This window comes from Sinorhizobium kostiense, assembly GCF_017874595.1.
In the GTDB taxonomy this organism is placed as follows: Bacteria; Pseudomonadota; Alphaproteobacteria; order Rhizobiales; family Rhizobiaceae; genus Sinorhizobium; species Sinorhizobium kostiense.
On sequence record NZ_JAGILA010000005.1, the window covers coordinates 42,150 to 58,736 of the forward strand.

Below are 16,587 nucleotides of genomic sequence, written 5' to 3' on the forward strand. Positions count from 1 at the left end.
TTGGCGCGCGCGCCCCTGACGCTCACAAGACAATCAGCTTCAGCCTCGGCGAAGGAAAAAAGACGATGACATTCAGGAAGGCGGCCCGGCTTGCGGTCCTGCTGGCGATATCGGGAGTGGTTCTCACCGGTTGCGGGCGCAAGGGCGATCTTGATCGGCCAGGAGCCACGACGCCGATCAACACGAAAGCGCCCGCCGGCACAGCCGAGCCTGAGCGAACGGTCGAAGACAGGCCGTTCCTGCTTGATCCACTTCTCTGACACGAGCCGACAACGTGAACCATTTCCAATACCGCGACGGAATCCTCTACGCTGAAGGCGTGCCGGTGACCGACATTGCGCGCGCCGTAGGCACGCCATTCTACTGCTACTCGACCGCGACGCTCGAGCGCCATTATCGGGTCTTCGCGCAAGCCTTCGCCGATGTCGACGCGATGGTCTGCTACGCGATGAAAGCCAATTCCAATCAGGCGGTTCTGAAGACGCTCGCCCGGCTCGGCGCCGGCGTCGACGTGGTTTCCGAAGGTGAGTTGCGCCGCGCGCTCGCCGCGGGCATTCCGGCCAGCCGGATAATGTTCTCCGGCGTCGGCAAGACGCCGCAAGAGATGGATCTCGCGCTCGAGGCCCGAATCTACTGCTTCAACGTCGAGTCCGAACCGGAACTCGAGATGTTGAACCAGCGGGCCGTGCGCGCCGGCAGGGAGGCGCACGTCTCCTTCCGCATCAATCCGGACGTCGACGCGCGCACGCATGCGAAGATCTCCACCGGCAAGAAGGAAAACAAGTTCGGCATTTCCTGGGAACGCGCGCGCGCCGTCTATGCCCATGCAGCAACGCTGCCCGGCATCAAGGTGACCGGCATCGACATGCACATCGGCAGCCAGATCACCGAGTTGCAGCCCTTCGACGATGCGTTCAAGCTCCTGCGTGAGTTGGTGGACACGCTGCGCTCCGATGGCCATGCCATCGACCATGTCGATATCGGCGGCGGCCTCGGCATTCCCTATCGTGAGGACAACAACCCGCCTCCGCTGCCGGATGCCTATGCCGACATCGTCAAGAACCAGCTCCGGGGCCTCGATTGCAAGATCGTCACCGAACCCGGCCGGCTGATCGTTGGCAATGCCGGCATTCTGGTGACCGAGGTCATCTACGTGAAGGACGGCGGCGACAAGACCTTCGTCATCGTCGACAGCGCCATGAACGACCTGATCCGCCCGACGCTCTACGAGGCCTATCACGAGATCAGGCCGGTGAAGATTTCCGCCGCCAACGCCCCCCGCATCAAGGCGGATGTGGTCGGTCCGGTCTGTGAAACCGGCGACTATCTCGCACTCGACCGGGAAATGGCGATGCCGAAGCCGGGCGATCTGTTCGCGATCGGCTCGGCCGGTGCCTACGGCGCGGTCCAGGCGAGCACCTACAATAGCCGCCTCCTGGTGCCGGAAGTGCTCGTCAAGGGCGACCGCTTTCATGTCGTCCGGCAGCGCAAGAGTTACGAAGACCTGATCGGTCTCGACTCGGTGCCGGACTGGCTCGATTGAACGGCTTTTGATTGCGAGGCGAGTCCGCGTTCACGTTTTCTTTTTCGCCCCGCCCTCGCCTTCGCCACAAACAATGTTATCCTGCCGCTAAAGCATTTTGCATTCGGGTAGCGTCACCCGACGCTGCACGCGTGCGGCAAAAGCAAACAACTGGCTCGGTGGTGCCGATCTGCAGGAGCGCCCCGCTCCAGCCATCGTCTGCGATTGACGGGGCCGAATTAAGGAATCTGGGCGCATGACGCAGTTCCGACAGGATGAGACGCCACGACCGAGGCCGTTCGCCAGGATGTTGGCTGCAAAGCGGTTTCTGGCCCGACTGGTGCTGGCGGCCGAGCAGGTGCTGCCCCGCGCACTCGCCCCCCTTTCGATCGTCCTCCTGTTCCTCTCGGCCGGCTGGGTCGGCTTCTTCCGTGTTGCGCCGCTGTGGCTGCACATTCTGACACTGCTCGGCTTCGTCGTCGGATTGCTCCTCACGCTTCTCCCGCTGACCCGCATCCGCTGGCCGGCGGTTGCCGATGCCGACAGGATGCTTGAGGAGCGCAACCGGCTGCCGCATCAGGCGATCCGTGTCCAGGACGACGAACCGGCGACGGGAGGCTCTATCGGCGCTGCGCTCTGGCGCGAGCACCAGGTGCGCATGGCACGTCTCGTCCGCGGCCTGGAAACCGGCACTCCGCGCCCCGACATCGCGCGACATGACCCTTTTGCGATGAGAGCCGTGCCGGTTCTCATCGCCTGTATCGCCTTCGCCTACTCATATTCCAATCGTGCGGGAGTGCCGTCCGACGCGTTCCGCTTGCCTGATCGGCAAATGGCTGCACCGGACGTGCGCATCGATGCATGGGTGACGCCGCCTGCCCATACCGGTCGTGCACCGATCTTTCTGACCGGCCGACAGGACATGACCCCCGCTCAGGATGAGACCGGACCGGTCACCATCCCGCAGTTCAGCGATCTCACCGTGCGGATAACCGGCGCCGACCAGGAGACCGAAGTCAGTTACAGCGAAACGGGCAAGGGGGAGCCGACCATCATTCCTGCCTCGGAGAGCAAGCCGGGATCGCAGCCAAAGTCGGATATTGCGAGGGGCGCACGCAACCACCTCTACAAGATCACCCGCGACGGAACGCTTTCCGTCGCCGGAAAGAGCTGGAGCTTCAAGATCACCCCTGACAGCGTTCCGGACATTGCCTTCGGTGAACCGCCCCGGGGAACGGCAAACGCGTCGCTCGAAATCAGCTTCCTCGCCCATGACGACTATGGCATCTCGCAGGCATGGGCGGAGATAGAGCCTCTGGAAGAGCCCCCTGGCAATGCCCACCCGCTTTATGCTCCGCCCGAGTACCGACTCGATCTGCCGCGGCGCAACACTCGCGAAGCCAAGGGAACGACGACCCGCAATCTCAGCGAACATCCGCTTTCGGGCAAGCGCGTCAAGATCACCCTCGTTGCCCGGGACGCCGCGGGCCAGGAAGGCCGCAGCCTGCCCGAGGAAATGGTGCTGCCGGCGCGCCCGTTCTTCGAGCCGCTCGCCGCATCCGTCGCCGAACAGCGGCAGATCTTCGCGCTCGACGCCAATCAGTTGCCGCGGGCGGTCGAGCTCAACGAAGCGCTGACGCTCTATCCCGAGGAGACGATCGCTAAGCTCACGCATTTCCTGTTGCTCCAATCGGCAAAGACGCGGATGAAGCTCGCGCGCGACGATGACATGCTGCGCGATGCCGCCGACCATCTCTGGGAAATCGCGCTCGGCATCGAGGACGGCGACCTGTCGCTTGCCGAGCGGCGCCTTCGCGATGCGCAGCAAGCGCTTTCGGATGCTCTTGAACGCAACGCTCCCGACGAGGAGATCGCCAAGCTGATGCAGGAGCTGCGGCAGGCGATGCAAGAGTACATGCAGGCGCTCGCCGAGCAATTGGCGAAAAACCCGCCAATGGCCGGCAATCCGGACATGAACAACGTGCTGCGCCAGCAGGACCTGGAAAAGATGATGGACCAGATCGAGAATCTCGCACGCTCCGGCTCGCGCGACGAGGCCCGCCAGCTCCTGTCGGAGTTGCAGCGAATGATGAGCAATCTGCCATCCGCCCGCATGATGCAGCAGATGGGCGAGAACAACCCGATGCGCCAGCAGATGGACAAGCTCGGGCAACTGATGCAGCAGCAGCAGCAATTGATGGACGAGACCTTCAAGCTGGATCAGGCGTTACGAGACCGAATGCAGCGGGGCGACCCGCTCGAAGGCGAGGACAGCGAGCTCTTCAATGAGGACATGCCCCAGGACCCCGGCCAGGGCAGCGATCCCAATGGACAGCCGAATCCGCTCGACGGTATGACCGCCGAGCAACTGAAAGAGGCGCTCAGGAAACTGAAGCAGCAGCAGGAGTCACTCGGCAAGCAGCTGGGCGAGCTTCAGAAGGGCCTCGAGGATCTCGGCATCAAGCCCGGCAAGGGCTTTGGCGAGGCGCAGAAGGAGATGGGAGACGCCGCCGGCGCCTTGGGCGAGGGCCAAGGCGAGCGCGCCGTCGGCAGCCAGGGCCGCGCACTGCAGGCGCTGCGCGAAGGCGCGCAGGACATGATGAACCAGATGCAGGCCCAGGGACAGCAACAGGGCCCGGGAATGGGCATGCCGCAATACGGGCAGAGCGGGCGCGATCCACTTGGACGGCGCCATCAGAACGCCGGTCCCTATTTCGACGATCAGGTAGAAGTGCCGGATGAGATCGATACCCAGCGTGCCCGGCAGATCCTCGATGCGATCAGGCGTAAGCTCGGCGACAACCTGTCGCCGGATGTAGAGCGCCAGTATCTCGAACGCCTGCTCGACATGCGCTGACGCGTATCAACACCGAAAGAGATATCTCCACGCTATTTCATGCGACGCGTCCCTCGCCGCATGTCTCCTTGAACCGTGAAGGACAAGGCATACAGCGATACAGAGCACTACATCGAACTGTGTGCTTCTGATTGCGCCCGATAGGACGCACTGGCGTTGTAGGACGTTGCGGCAGTCAGTCAGGCCGCAAGGGCGTGGGCAACCGCCTTGCGGATGTCGGGCAAGGTGAACGGTTTGCAAATCACATCCACGACCTTGCCGGAGAGGTCGTCGGCGCGCTCACGCTGCTCGGCAAAACCGGTCATCAATAGAATCCTCAGTTGTGGAAAGGCGGCTGATGCCTGGTGGGTCAGCTCGATGCCATCCATGACCGGCATCCGGATATCGGATAATAGGAGGTCGAATGGCTCGTCTTTGAGACGGGCGAGCCCGTCGGCTCCGTCTCCCGCTTCGACCGTTTCGTGCCCGTCGAGTTGCAGCGCCCGCGCAACGAATGAGCGCAAGGCATCCTCATCCTCGGTAATCAGGATTTTCGCCATCATGGCCTCCCGTGTTCGCTCGCATAGAGCGCTGGGCTCTATCTCATTGAAGCTACGCGTGACGGCTACTCGTCCGCCACGCCGCCCCAAACAACCAGCTTTTCGTTTGCTTTCGGTAAACGCGCCGAACCGGTTTTTACAGGACCAATAAGGTCTACTGGCAGGATGAGGAGAGGAGTGCGCGGTATTCCGCCCGCATCCCGTGCCGACTTCCAGGTTCGCATATCGGGCCGATGCGCTAGGCGTCCCCGGTGACGATGCCGACGAAAGGCAATTCGCGGAAGGCGTAGGCGACGTCCATGCCGTAACCGACCACGAAGTGGTCCGGGCATTCGAAGCCGACATAGTCCGCCTCGAGATCCACCTTGCGCTTCGAGCGCTTGTCGAGAAGTACCGCTACGGTGACGTTGCGCGCACCACGTTCGTAGAGCAGATCCCTGGCGAAACGCAGCGTACGGCCGGACTCGAGAATGTCGTCGATCACCAGCACGTCGCGGTCGTGTACATCGCTGTCGATGTCCTTGGTGATCTTCACGCCTTTGGACTCGGTTCCCGTGCCGTAGCTCGACAGCGTTATGAATTCGACTTCGGGCGCAAGACCGGCATCGTGCATGGCACGGATGAGATCGGCCGCAAAAATGAATGAACCCTTAAGGATCGAGATGACGAGCAGGTCCTTGTGCGGCCCACGCATGATCTCCTCGGCCATTTCGCGGTTGCGCTTCGCAATCACCTCTGCGCTGTAAAGCACCTCGATTTTCTTGCCGCGGACGACGGGCATGCCTGTTACTCCGTTCTGTCAGGAAGAACGTAGGCCCTCCCTTATGTGCTGGCGGAGCACGACGAAAGTCCGTTGCGACTTTCCTCATGCTCTCTCAGCCGCCGATTACCACAATCAGCGAAGCGAGGCACTGTCTTCGTCAAAAGAAACCGTGACATCCGGCTTTTTTCCGCCCGCGTAGGGTAGCCGCGCGACCAGATGGCGGCGTTCTCCGGGCGCCATGGCGGCACCTTCGGGCAGCAGGCGTGTCGCGGTGATCTTGCGGCCGTTGCTCATTACATCCACGACGACGGAGGGCAAGCGCTGCTCGACTTCTGACCGGTTGCCGATCGTGGCATAGACGGAGAGCACGCGCATTCCGCCGGAACGGCGAAGCGCAGCCGTGACGTCTTCAATTGCCAATGGATGCGCATCGGCCTCGCTTTGCCCCGCAAGGCCAGAAATCGCCAGAAATGCAGCCAATATCGCACCGGCGACCAGACCAGCGAAACGCCGCGGCGGCATCGCGTCCAGTCTTGCCGCCATCCGGGCAAGGATCTGCCGCGGCAGGCTCATCCCTCCTGACGTCATCGGTCGCGATACGAGGCGCGCGCCCGTTCGTCGATTGTCGTTGAAGACCGGATAGGGGCCGCGCCGCGGCGACGGGCCTAGGGTCTCGAACTCGACATCGATATAGTCGGGATCTCTAAGGGCGGCTCTGCTCGGGCGGCGCGCTTCGCGTTCCGGCGGAAGCAGGTCGATAGCAGCAGTGCGTTTCGTGCGGAATGCCTGCATGGGCTCTCCCATCGGAGCGCCGCGCCTCACCAAGGCGCGCCGGTGTTCGCTTTTGCAACGCCCAACGGAGATCTCGCAAGAAACAGGCATTGCATCAAATCCTGACGACACGTAAACGGAAATGGTTAATGTTTCGAAAAAGAGCCGCGAAAGCGGCGTCTTTTCATGAAATTTTAATGGCCGCTTAACCATGCTGCCGCACTCGGTTTCGCCTTGGCAGACGCGCTGTCCTGTTGCACGGTCCGGCAATCGGAGCTGATTGAGCATCGGGCGGCCCAAGCGAGCGGTATGCCGGAGGCTAACCGCTACAGACGCGGATGTCGAAGTCGTGACGAGAGACTGGGCTTTCCCATTGATCCATTTTGAGAATGTCGGATTGCGCTATGGCATGGGACCGGAAATCCTCCGGGACCTGACCTTCGATATTCCGCGCCGCTCCTTTCAGTTTCTGACAGGCCCCTCCGGAGCGGGGAAAACGACTCTGCTGCGCCTGCTCTTTCTCTCTCTGAAGCCGACGCGCGGGCTGATCCGCATGTTTGACCGCAACATCTCCTCTATTCCGCGCGACGAGTTCCCGATGTTGCGCCGTCGAATCGGCATCGTGTTTCAGGACTTCCGCCTGCTCGACCATCTGACGACCTACGAGAACGTAGCGCTGCCGCTGAGGGTGCGGGGCAAGGACGAAACCACCTATCGCTCCGACGTGCTCGAGCTTTTGAAGTGGGTTGGCCTTGGCGAGCGGATCAATGTCTTGCCGCCGGTACTTTCCGGCGGGGAGAAGCAGCGCGCGGCCATTGCTCGAGCGCTGATCGACCGGCCGGAAATTCTGCTCGCCGACGAGCCGACCGGCAACGTCGACCCGCCGATGGCGAGACGGCTTCTGAACCTTTTCCTCGAATTGAACCGGCTCGGCACCGCAGTCGTGATTGCCACGCACGACCTGTCGCTGATGGACCAGGTCGAGGCCCGGCGCATGATCCTGTCACAGGGGCGGCTCGACATCTATGAATGAACACCGCCCCCGCGAACAAGCCCCACAGCCGCAGCAGCGCCGCGCCGAAATGCGCGTGCGCCCGACAGGGCCGATCGTCCCCTCGGCCAATGTCTCCGGCCATGCCTTGATGTGCGTTGTCGCCATCATGTCCTTTCTCGCCTGCCTGACGCTCGGCGGCGTCAGTATGGTGCGGGCGACGGCGCAGAGCTGGCAGTCGCAGATCTCCCGGGAAATCACCATTCAGATCAAGCCGGACGACGATCTCGACATGGAGAAGGCACTCGCCGACGCGCGCGATCTCGCCTTGACGTTCGCCGGTACGAAGAGCGGGACGATCGTCGACCGTGCGACCACGGCACGGCTCCTCGAACCCTGGCTCGGCGGCGGCCTGGATCTCGACGAGTTGCCGGTGCCACGGCTGGTGGTGATCACGATAGACGAGAACAATCCCCCGGACTTCTCCGCCATGCGAAAGGCGCTCACCGAAACGATCCCACAGGCCTTCCTCGACGATCACCGCACCTGGGTCGACCGCCTGGTGGCGATGGCGAACACCACTGCCATGATCGGCACGGGCGTGCTGATGCTCGTCTTCTCGGCGATGATCCTGACGGTTGTCTTCGCCACGCGCGGTGCCCTCTCCGGCAATCGTCACATCGTCGAGGTCCTGCACTTCGTCGGAGCGGAGGCCGGCTTCGTCGCCTCCGAATTCCAGAAGCACTTCCTGCGCATCAGCTTGAAAGGCGCCGGCGCCGGGGGCTTGCTTGCCGCTCTGTCCTTCGCGCTCGCCAGCATCTGGCAATCGCAGACGCTGGCGACACCCGAAACGGACCAGGCGACCGCACTCTTCGGCACGTTTTCGATCGGCTATACCGGCTATCTCGGGATTTTCGCGATCATTCTCGTCATCGCTCTGCTGACGACGCTGACGGCCCGCCTTACAGTCATGCGGACGATCTACGAAATCGATCTGATTCGATCGGATCCCGGCCGTACCGACGTCTTCCAGGGTTAGAGCTTTCGTACCCGTATAGGAGGCGGGCACGCGGTGAACCGGCCAAAATCGGACTAGTCCCTGCCGCAATCCGCGGCTATGTGAGAGAATCACGATGGTTGAGGAGCTTCGCGGGACCGAAATGGCCGGGACGGGCAAATGGCGAGACAAGGCCGCTCACCGTCGCCGGTCCCGTAGCCTGCTGCGGAAAATCCTGCGCCGAGGTTTCTTCGTGCTGGTCCCATGCCTCGGCATTTTCGTCGCCGGCTTCCTGCAATTCGCCGACGAAGTCGCCTCCTTGCAGCCGCCGCCCTCCCCGAAGGCCGACGCGATCATCGTGCTGACCGGCGGGTTTCAACGGATCGACCAGGGCGTCGAACTCTTGAAGGCCGGCGCCGGCAAGCGCCTGCTCATCTCCGGAGTCCACCCGACGACCACCAGAAGCCAGATACGTCGCAACACGCAGGGTTCGGCCGCCCTGTTCACATGCTGCGTCGACATCGGCCGAGAAGCAGTCGACACGATCGGCAATGCCGCCGAGGCATCCTACTGGATTCGCGATCGGGGTTACCGGAGTATTCTCGTCGTCACCAACAACTATCACATGCCCCGCAGTCTCCTCGAACTGCGCCGCGCGCGGCCGGAAACGGAATTCATCGCTTTTCCGGTCGTCAATTCCGATCTCAAGACGAGCAATTGGCTGCGCAATCCGCTCTTCCTGAAAGCCATTCTACTTGAATACGCCAAGTATTCCGTCGCCTTGCTACGCGACGTCATCGGCTCGCTTAGTCCAAACTGGGTCGGAATCGTCTCCACACAAATGGCTAAGGGCCAAGAGTAGCGACATATCGTGCTCTAATGCGCCTGCCCGTTCTCCGCAGGCGGGCAAAGGCGGCGATTTTGGAAAAGACGCTGCTACAGCGACCGCGAGACTGTTTTCCTCGATAGCATATTCGTGTAGGCAGCGAAGCTAATCGGCCGCTTGGCCGTAGTTTCCCTTCGAGAGCCTGCCTGATGATCATTCTGCGTTCGATCCTTTTCAATCTGGCCTTCTACGCCAATCTGATCGCGCAAATGATCGTGATGACGCCCGTCTATTTCCTCCTGCCTCGCAAGGCGTCCTGGATCGTGCCGAAGAATTGGGTGCGCAGCAATCACTGGCTGATGGAGAAGATCGTCGGCACGACCTTCGAGATCGAGGGTCTGGAGAACATTCCTAAGGGCGCTTACATCTTCGCGCCGAAGCATCAATCCTTTTGGGACACCTATGCGCTGCTGCCCTGGCTCGACGATCCGTTCTACATTCTGAAGCGCGAGCTCACCTGGATTCCGCTGTTCGGCTGGTATGTCATCAAGCAGCGAATGGTCCCGGTAAACCGCGCCGCTCGGGGCAAAGCCATGACCGCCGTGATGGAGCGAACCAAGCGGGAACTGGCAACCGGCCGTCAGTTGATCATCTACCCGGAAGGCACGCGCCGCCCGCCCGGGGCGCCACCGGAATACAAATATGGCATCGCCCGTCTCTACCGCGACCTGCAGGTGCCGGTCGTCCCGATCGCCATGCATCCGGGCCTCTTCTGGCCTCGGCGCAAGTTCCTGCGCTTCCCCGGCCATTTCAAGGTGCGCATCCTTCCGCCGATCGAGTCCGGCATGGACCCGGACGCCTTCCTGGACAGGCTCGTACAGGTGACCGAGGCGGCGAGCGACGAGCTTCTCGTCGAAACCGTGAAGGCCAATCCTCATCTGCCGCTGCCCGCCACGGCCAAGCAGCGACTGCGCGAGCTAGGCCAGTAGAGCGCTACGCGCATCCCTCCCCGCTACTGCGTCGCCCATCCATGAGACGCGCAATGATCGCTGTAACATCGAATCGCTGCATGCCTTGTCCTGATTGAAACGGATCAGGAGACATGCAGCAGTCACGCCCGAACCGAAACCGCTGCGCCGATCGGCAACTCGGCCGCGACCTCCTCGAGCCAATGGTCCCGAATGCCCAGTTCCTGGAGATGCGCCAGCGTGTTGAGGACATACTCGCTGTTCGGGCCCGACTTGCCGACTGCCCCTGCAACCACGGCTGCCGCTTCCGCTGCCGTCCTTGCGCCGGCATATTGCGGATGGGTCCGGTCGACCACATAGGCAAGCGCCGGTACACGGCGCCCATTCATGAGTTGCACCGGCATGGTACGTTCCTTGTACACGTGGGTGACGAGCTCACGCTCGCGCAGATAGTCGATAACGCCGGCCCTTTCCGCGGGCGCAATGCGAAATGCCGTACCAATGCAGGAGCCGCCATAGTCGAGCCCGAGCACCAGGCCCGGCCGCCGTTCGGTACCGCGATGAACCCAGGAGTGTACGCAGAGCGAGCGGCGATAGCCGAAAGCGCGCGCCGTCAGCTTCTCCTCGAAAGGAAAGCCCGGATTCCACATCAACGACCCGTAGCCAAAGACCCAAAATTCGTCCATATCCGCTGCCATTCAACCGATGCTGGCTTCGGCCTGCCGAGATTTGGGTCGACACGGCCAAGTGGCCTTGTAGAGCGGGATCAGCGGGGCTGTGAAGCGGTTTCTGCCGCATTCCGCTCTATTCTCAAGGAACTGCGCCGAGGCGAGCCGAACAAGAGATCGCACGGCATTGCAGGAAGTTAGTGTATGCAATCGGAAGCTGCCTTGCAAAGAAGCCTTCCGAAGCTGCGGATTGGAGTGAACGACAGAATGACGGCAACCGAAATCGCCAACGGATCGCCGGTTGGCAGGAAGTTTTTCTGGTTGGCAGCGGGCATCGCGCTCGTCACAGGCCTCTATACCGGCGGCTGGTTCTTGGCAGCCGATCACATCGAGAAACGCTTGCCGGCTTATCTCGAGGAGAAGCGAGCGAGCGGCTTCGGCGGCGAATGCGCAGACATGGAAGTTCGCGGGTTTCCCTTCCGCATCGGTCTCTTCTGCGAAAAGGTGCGCCTCGATGACACGCGTTACGGTGCCTCCGCCTCCTTCGGCGCCTTGCGAACGGCCGCACAGGTCTATCAGCCCGGCCGGGCTGTGATGGAGCTCGACGGACCGGCCGAAATCCGCTTCTCGCCCGGCGTTTCGATCTCAGCCGATTGGACGCTGATGCATGCGAGCCTCAAGGCAACCCTCTCGGGCGTCGATCGGACCTCGGTTGCCTATGACAATTTGACGGGTACGGTGCGCTCGCCGCTGACCGAACACGCGCTGGGCTTTGGCGCCAATCACGGGGAGCTGCATCTGCGCCAGAATGGTGAGGACTTGGACGCAGCCATGAGCGTGGACAAGCTCGACCTGCGCCCCGAAGACGGCCCGAGCGCCGCGCCGCCGTCCGATCTCGCGGCCGACCTCACGATCACGGGCAAAGCCGAATGGCTGCGGGAAGGCGCCCTCTTTCCCCATATGCTACGCGGCAGCAAGGGAGAGCTGCGGCAGGTGACGGTCGACATGGGCGCCGGAATGAGTGCCAGGCTCTCCGGTCCCTTCTCGATCAACGACCAGGGGCTCGTGTCCGGCGAATTCTCGCTCACCTTGACCAACATCAGCGCCTGGCGCGAGACCCTGGTGAAGACCTCCCCCGAAGAGACCGACCTGATCAACAACGTTGCCAATATGCTGACAGCGCTTGCTGGCGGCAAGGACGAGGCAACGGTCAAGCTCAACGTGCGCGACGGCACCGCCTTCCTCGCCTTCGTCCCGGTCGGCGTATTGCCGCCGTTGTGACGTGGGCTGAAAGCGCTATTTCTGATCCATCGCGTGGCGGCCGAAGTCCGGCATGGCCGTATCCTGGCCGGCCTGGATGATCGACCGGCGGATTGCCCGCGTGCGGGCAAACAGCTCGAACAGCTTGTCGCCGTCACCCCAGCGGATGGCGCGCTGCAACGAGGCGAGATCCTCGGAGAAGCGCGCGAGCATTTCGAGGATCGCGTCCTTGTTGTGCAGGCAGACGTCACGCCACATGGTCGGGTCCGACGCCGCCAGACGCGTGAAGTCGCGAAAACCGGAGGCCGAATATTTGATCACCTCGGATTCTGTCACCGTTTCCAGATCGTCCGCCGTTCCGACGATGTTGTAGGCGATGATGTGCGGCAGGTGCGAGACGATCGCCAGCACCTTGTCGTGATGCTCCGGGTCCATCTCGTCCACCATGGAGCCGAGCGTCTCCCAGAAGAGCCGCAGTCGCGCGATGGCCTCCTCATCGGTTCCGGGCGGCGGCGTCAGGATGCACCAGCGGCCGCGGAACAGCCCGACAAAGCCCGCATCGGGGCCGGAGTGCTCGGTGCCGGCGATCGGATGACCAGGAATGAAATGAACCGTCTTCGGCAGGCGCGGCGCCATCTGTGCAATCACCGATCCCTTGGTCGAGCCGACATCGGTGACGATCGCGCCGGGTTTCAGATGCGCGGCGATTTCCGCCGCGACGGCGCCGGAAGCGCCGACCGGGATGGAAACAACGACGAGATCGGCATCCTTGACCGCCTCGCCCGCCGACAGCGTGTAGCGGTCGCCAAGGCCGAGCTCACCGGCACGCTTTAGGGTCGCGTCGCTGCGTGTCGAAACGACGATCGTGCCGGCGAGCTGCTTCTCGCGGATCTCCCGCGCGATGGACGAGCCGATCAAGCCGATGCCGATAAGCGCAATGGTTTCGAACTGCTGAGCCATCATTTCCGTCCCATGAATTCAGTCAGGGCCGCGATCACGCCCTCGTTCGCTTCCTGCGAGCCGATGGTCATGCGCAGAGCATTCGGAAATCCGTATGCTCTGACGGCGCGCAGAATGAAGCCGCGGCTCGTCAGGAAGGCATCGGCGTCTTCGGCTGTCCTTCCCGTCTCCGGGAAGTGGATCAGCACGAAATTGGTGACCGAAGGCGTCACACGGAGGCCGATGGCCGTCAAGGCTTCGCCGACCTTTGCGAGCCAGGTGAGGTTGTGGTCCACCGCGGCAGCGACGTGGGTCTGATCGCGAATCGCCGCAGCACCGGCGGCGATCGCCGGTGCGTTGAGATTAAAGGGACCGCGCACGCGTTCCACAGCGTCCACCACCTCGCGCGGAGCATACATCCATCCGATGCGCAATGCCGCAAGACCATAGATCTTCGAAAGGGTGCGCGTCATCACCACGTTGCGGTTGGCGGACACGAGCTCAAGCCCCGCCTCGTAGTCGTTGCGCCGGACATATTCGGCATAGGCCGCGTCCAGCACCAAGAGCACGCCGGCCGGGAGACCCGAATGCAGGCGCCGCACCTCGTTGACGGGTATATAAGTTCCCGTCGGGTTGGCGGGATTGGCGATGAAGACGATCTTCGTTCGCCCGGTGACGGCGGCCAGGATCGCGTCGACGTCGACACGCGCATCCTTTTCCTTGACGGTGACCGCGGTACCGCCGGCTGCGGTGATCTGGATCTTGTAGACCAGGAAGCCGTGCTCGGTAACGATCCCCTCGTCGCCAGCCTCGAGATAGGTGTGGCAAAGCAGCCCGAGCAACTCGTCCGAACCGTTGCCGGTGAGAATATTGGCCGGATTCAGCCCATGCACGGAAGCTATCGCTTCTTTGAGCGCACGCGCCTGCCCGTCCGGATAGCGCTCGAGACTGACCGCCGTCTGCTGGAACGCCTCGATTGCGCGGGGGCTGGCACCAAGCGGCGTTTCGTTCGACGAAAGCTTGTGTACCCTGGCGACACCCGGCGCATGCTCCTTGCCCGGCACATAGGCGGCGATGTCCAGGATACCAGGGCGCGGCTCAGGGCTCTTCAAGGCAAGATTCATCGGCTCGGCTTTCGCAGGAAGAATGCGGTCCAATACCGGGGCCGCGGATGTTTGTCGAGTGCGACCTCCTTACGCCTGGCAGGCACTCGATTTTTGCCCCTTGTGTCTGCCCTTGAGAAACTTCCTGCGACGGAAGCGACTGAGCCCCGGCCGCCGAGGCTCAGTCGCTTAGATCGCACGTCCGTGCCATCGGCAGATACAATAGGACAGGAAGGGGAGCACTGCGCTTACGGCACTCCTGCCTCCACTGCACGACTCCTCGTGCTCGGAACCCCATGCGGCGCCAGCACGGGAACGAAGACGCGGCGGGAGGCGCGGACGGCCACCGGCAGGCCTTGATAGAGCCGCTTCTGCGCCTCGACGATGATGACTCCGGAGAAGACCGGCCAGAGTTTCCGGCCGAAGCGCTCGAGGCCATGGCGCAGACGAAGAATCAGCTTGCGCCTGGATGGCGGAAAAAACAGCGCCTCGGAACTGGCGCCCGGCGTGAAGTTCGTCTCGCGCAGGAGCGCCGTCAGTTGCCCGCGTGAATAGGGCCGGCCCGAACCGAAGGGGGTATGCTCCATCCGTGCCCAGACACCGCGTCGATTCGGCACGACGATGACGAGTCTTCCGCCCGGCGCCAGAATCCGCCAGATCTCCTTCATCGTCTCGCGCGGACTTTCGGCGAACTCCAGCGCATGGACCATCAGCACGCGATCGATCGAAGCGTCCGGCAACGGCAGTTCCTCGTCGAAGACCAATGCCGTCGAGGATAATTCGGCAATCGGCCAGTTCACCGCCCCCTGGCCCGCCGGCATGAAGGCGAAGGTCCGCTCGGTGTCGGGGCGAAAACGCTCGAGATAGGGAATCGCGTAACCGAGCCCGACGAGCCGCTCTTCCGGGAGCTTGGCCCAGATCGAAGACAGCGCCATGCTGACGGCCTGTTCCGCCATCCGGCCGAGTTCGGAATGATAGAATTCGCGGAGATCGACGATATCGGTGTGCATGCGCAACATGTTAGCCTCGGGGCGGTAGACTTCAAGGCGAGCCTCGCTACATTCGGACGGGAACTCGAACGGGGGATTGCCGCCCGCCGTTGATTCAGATCGATACGCCTGATCGGAGGATCAATCCATGACAGCGCTCGAACTCGACCTCTTCCTCTGCCGCACCGATAATTTCGGTGTGCTTCTTCACGACCCGGCAAGCGGCGCGACGGCCTCGATCGACGCGCCGGAGGAATTGCCGATCCTGGAGGCGCTGGAGCGGCGCGGCTGGCGGCTGACGCACATCCTGACGACCCATCACCACGGCGACCATGTAGCCGCGAATGTCAGCCTCAAGGAACGCTTCGGCGTCACGATCATCGCCCCCAAGAGCGAAGCATCCAAGATCCCCGGCATCGACAAGCTTGTGGCAGACGGCGATCGCTTCGACTTCGCCGGCCACCCGGTTGAAGTCATAGAGACTGCGGGGCACACGGCTGGGCACATCTGCTATTATCTCCCTGAGGACAAGCTGCTCTTTGCCGCCGACACGCTTTTCGCGCTTGGCTGCGGCCGGCTGTTCGAGGGAACGGCGGAAACGATGTGGCAGTCGCTCAGTCGGCTGATGGCGCTGCCCGACGACACTGCCGTTTACTTCGGCCACGAATACACGCTCGCCAATGCCCATTTTGCCGTCACGATCGACCCGGACAATCCGGCCCTGAAGGAGCGCGCCGCCGAAATCGAGGAAACCCGGTCGGATGGCGGCTTCACGGCGCCAACGACGATCGGGCTGGAGAAGCAAACCAATCCCTTCCTGCGGGCCGCCGATCCGAAGATCCGCGCCAACCTCGGGATGGAAAAGGCGAGTGATGCCGCGGTCTTTGCGGAGATCCGCAAGCGCAAGGATAACTTCTGATGACGGCGGCGCGAGACTTGACGGCGGCGGCGATCATCGAAGCGCTTGGGCTGACGCGCCATCCGGAAGGCGGCTGGTACACCGAAATTTTCCGCGATCCCGCGGGCGGGCCGCGCGGCCATTCCACCGCCATCTACTACCTGCTCGAAAAGGGCGACCGCTCGCATTGGCACCGCGTCCACGACGCCGCCGAAGTCTGGCACTTCTACGCCGGCGCACCCCTCGAACTGGAATTTGCCGAACCCGGCCGGCCGGCCACGCATATGCGCCTCGGCGCCGACCTTCTCGCCGGCGAAAGGCCGCAGCATGTCATCCCGGCAGGCTGGTGGCAATCAGCCAAGTCCCTTGGGAACTGGACTCTCGTCGGCTGCACAGTCGCGCCCGGCTTCGATTTTTCCGCCTTCGAGATGGCGGCTCCGGATTGGCAGCCGCCTGCAGGTTAGGGGCAGTCGTGGAGGTGAGCGGAAACGCCGCA

Annotated in this window: 17 protein-coding genes; 10 read left to right on the forward strand and 7 right to left on the reverse strand. The window is 62.7% G+C overall.

The genetic code is table 11. The annotated features are described in order from the left end of the window. Positions 1-65: 65 nt before the first annotated feature. The 3 genes from lptM (at position 66) to J2Z31_RS18120 (ending at position 4,379) form a co-directional block, all read left to right on the forward strand. Positions 66-260, forward strand: a complete 195-nt coding sequence (gene lptM / locus J2Z31_RS18110; protein WP_209603079.1) for an LPS translocon maturation chaperone LptM — start codon at positions 66-68, stop codon at positions 258-260. A 14-nt stretch (positions 261-274) separates the two neighbouring features. Further along, entirely contained in the window at positions 275-1,543 is a 1,269-nt protein-coding gene (gene lysA / locus J2Z31_RS18115; protein WP_209603080.1) for a diaminopimelate decarboxylase, read from the forward strand. A 235-nt stretch (positions 1,544-1,778) separates the two neighbouring features. Further along, positions 1,779-4,379 (forward strand): TIGR02302 family protein, encoded by a 2,601-nt coding sequence (locus tag J2Z31_RS18120; protein ID WP_209603082.1) that lies wholly within the window; start codon positions 1,779-1,781, stop codon positions 4,377-4,379. Positions 4,380-4,558: 179 nt separating this feature from the next. Here J2Z31_RS18120 and J2Z31_RS18125 read toward each other — a convergent pair whose 3' ends face one another. From J2Z31_RS18125 to J2Z31_RS18135, 3 genes are all read right to left on the reverse strand, one after another. Next, positions 4,559-4,918: a response regulator gene (locus tag J2Z31_RS18125; protein ID WP_209603084.1), complete on the reverse strand. Its 360-nt coding sequence runs from the start codon at positions 4,916-4,918 to the stop codon at positions 4,559-4,561. A 238-nt stretch (positions 4,919-5,156) separates the two neighbouring features. Then, positions 5,157-5,699, reverse strand: a complete 543-nt coding sequence (gene hpt / locus J2Z31_RS18130) for a hypoxanthine phosphoribosyltransferase (RefSeq protein ID WP_209603086.1) — start codon at positions 5,697-5,699, stop codon at positions 5,157-5,159. A gap of 114 nt (positions 5,700-5,813) precedes the next feature. Beyond that, on the reverse strand, positions 5,814-6,473 hold the full coding sequence (locus J2Z31_RS18135) for a hypothetical protein (RefSeq protein ID WP_209603088.1): 660 nt from the start codon (positions 6,471-6,473) through the stop codon (positions 5,814-5,816). A 328-nt stretch (positions 6,474-6,801) separates the two neighbouring features. Here J2Z31_RS18135 and ftsE point away from each other — a divergent pair, with 328 nt between their 5' ends. The 4 genes from ftsE to J2Z31_RS18155 all read left to right on the forward strand — a co-directional run bounded on the left by ftsE (position 6,802) and on the right by J2Z31_RS18155 (position 10,255). After that, positions 6,802-7,485 carry a cell division ATP-binding protein FtsE gene (ftsE, locus tag J2Z31_RS18140; protein ID WP_209603089.1) on the forward strand — a complete coding sequence of 228 codons (684 nt, stop codon included), beginning with the start codon at positions 6,802-6,804 and terminating at the stop codon, positions 7,483-7,485. Beyond that, the gene (locus J2Z31_RS18145; protein ID WP_209603090.1) at positions 7,478-8,482 is read left to right on the forward strand and encodes a cell division protein FtsX; all 1,005 of its coding nucleotides are present in this window, start codon (positions 7,478-7,480) and stop codon (positions 8,480-8,482) included. The genes ftsE and J2Z31_RS18145 overlap by 8 nt, the downstream gene beginning before the upstream one ends. 121 nt (positions 8,483-8,603) lie before the next feature. Next, positions 8,604-9,302, forward strand: coding sequence for a YdcF family protein (locus tag J2Z31_RS18150; protein ID WP_209603730.1), 699 nt, complete (start codon positions 8,604-8,606; stop codon positions 9,300-9,302). Positions 9,303-9,475: 173 nt separating this feature from the next. After that, a complete protein-coding gene (locus J2Z31_RS18155; RefSeq protein ID WP_209603092.1) occupies positions 9,476-10,255 on the forward strand; it encodes a lysophospholipid acyltransferase family protein in 780 nt (259 codons plus the stop codon). A gap of 122 nt (positions 10,256-10,377) precedes the next feature. Here J2Z31_RS18155 and J2Z31_RS18160 read toward each other — a convergent pair whose 3' ends face one another. Continuing rightward, a complete protein-coding gene (locus J2Z31_RS18160; RefSeq protein WP_209603094.1) occupies positions 10,378-10,932 on the reverse strand; it encodes a gamma-glutamylcyclotransferase in 555 nt (184 codons plus the stop codon). Between the two features lie 237 nt (positions 10,933-11,169). Here J2Z31_RS18160 and J2Z31_RS18165 point away from each other — a divergent pair, with 237 nt between their 5' ends. Then, positions 11,170-12,183 carry a DUF2125 domain-containing protein gene (locus J2Z31_RS18165; protein ID WP_209603096.1) on the forward strand — a complete coding sequence of 338 codons (1,014 nt, stop codon included), beginning with the start codon at positions 11,170-11,172 and terminating at the stop codon, positions 12,181-12,183. Between the two features lie 15 nt (positions 12,184-12,198). On the opposite strand, the gene J2Z31_RS18170 is transcribed toward J2Z31_RS18165, so the two are convergent. The 3 genes from J2Z31_RS18170 to J2Z31_RS18180 all read right to left on the reverse strand — a co-directional run bounded on the left by J2Z31_RS18170 (position 12,199) and on the right by J2Z31_RS18180 (position 15,223). Beyond that, entirely contained in the window at positions 12,199-13,125 is a 927-nt protein-coding gene (locus tag J2Z31_RS18170) for a prephenate/arogenate dehydrogenase family protein (protein ID WP_209603098.1), read from the reverse strand. Next, positions 13,122-14,225 (reverse strand): histidinol-phosphate transaminase, encoded by a 1,104-nt coding sequence (gene hisC / locus J2Z31_RS18175; protein WP_209603100.1) that lies wholly within the window; start codon positions 14,223-14,225, stop codon positions 13,122-13,124. The genes J2Z31_RS18170 and hisC overlap by 4 nt, the downstream gene beginning before the upstream one ends. 227 nt (positions 14,226-14,452) lie before the next feature. Continuing rightward, a complete protein-coding gene (locus J2Z31_RS18180) occupies positions 14,453-15,223 on the reverse strand; it encodes a class I SAM-dependent methyltransferase (protein ID WP_209603101.1) in 771 nt (256 codons plus the stop codon). Between the two features lie 118 nt (positions 15,224-15,341). Here J2Z31_RS18180 and gloB point away from each other — a divergent pair, with 118 nt between their 5' ends. Beyond that, positions 15,342-16,112: a hydroxyacylglutathione hydrolase gene (gene gloB / locus J2Z31_RS18185; RefSeq protein WP_209603104.1), complete on the forward strand. Its 771-nt coding sequence runs from the start codon at positions 15,342-15,344 to the stop codon at positions 16,110-16,112. After that, a complete protein-coding gene (locus tag J2Z31_RS18190; RefSeq protein WP_209603106.1) occupies positions 16,112-16,555 on the forward strand; it encodes a cupin domain-containing protein in 444 nt (147 codons plus the stop codon). The genes gloB and J2Z31_RS18190 overlap by 1 nt, the downstream gene beginning before the upstream one ends. Positions 16,556-16,587: the final 32 nt, after the last annotated feature.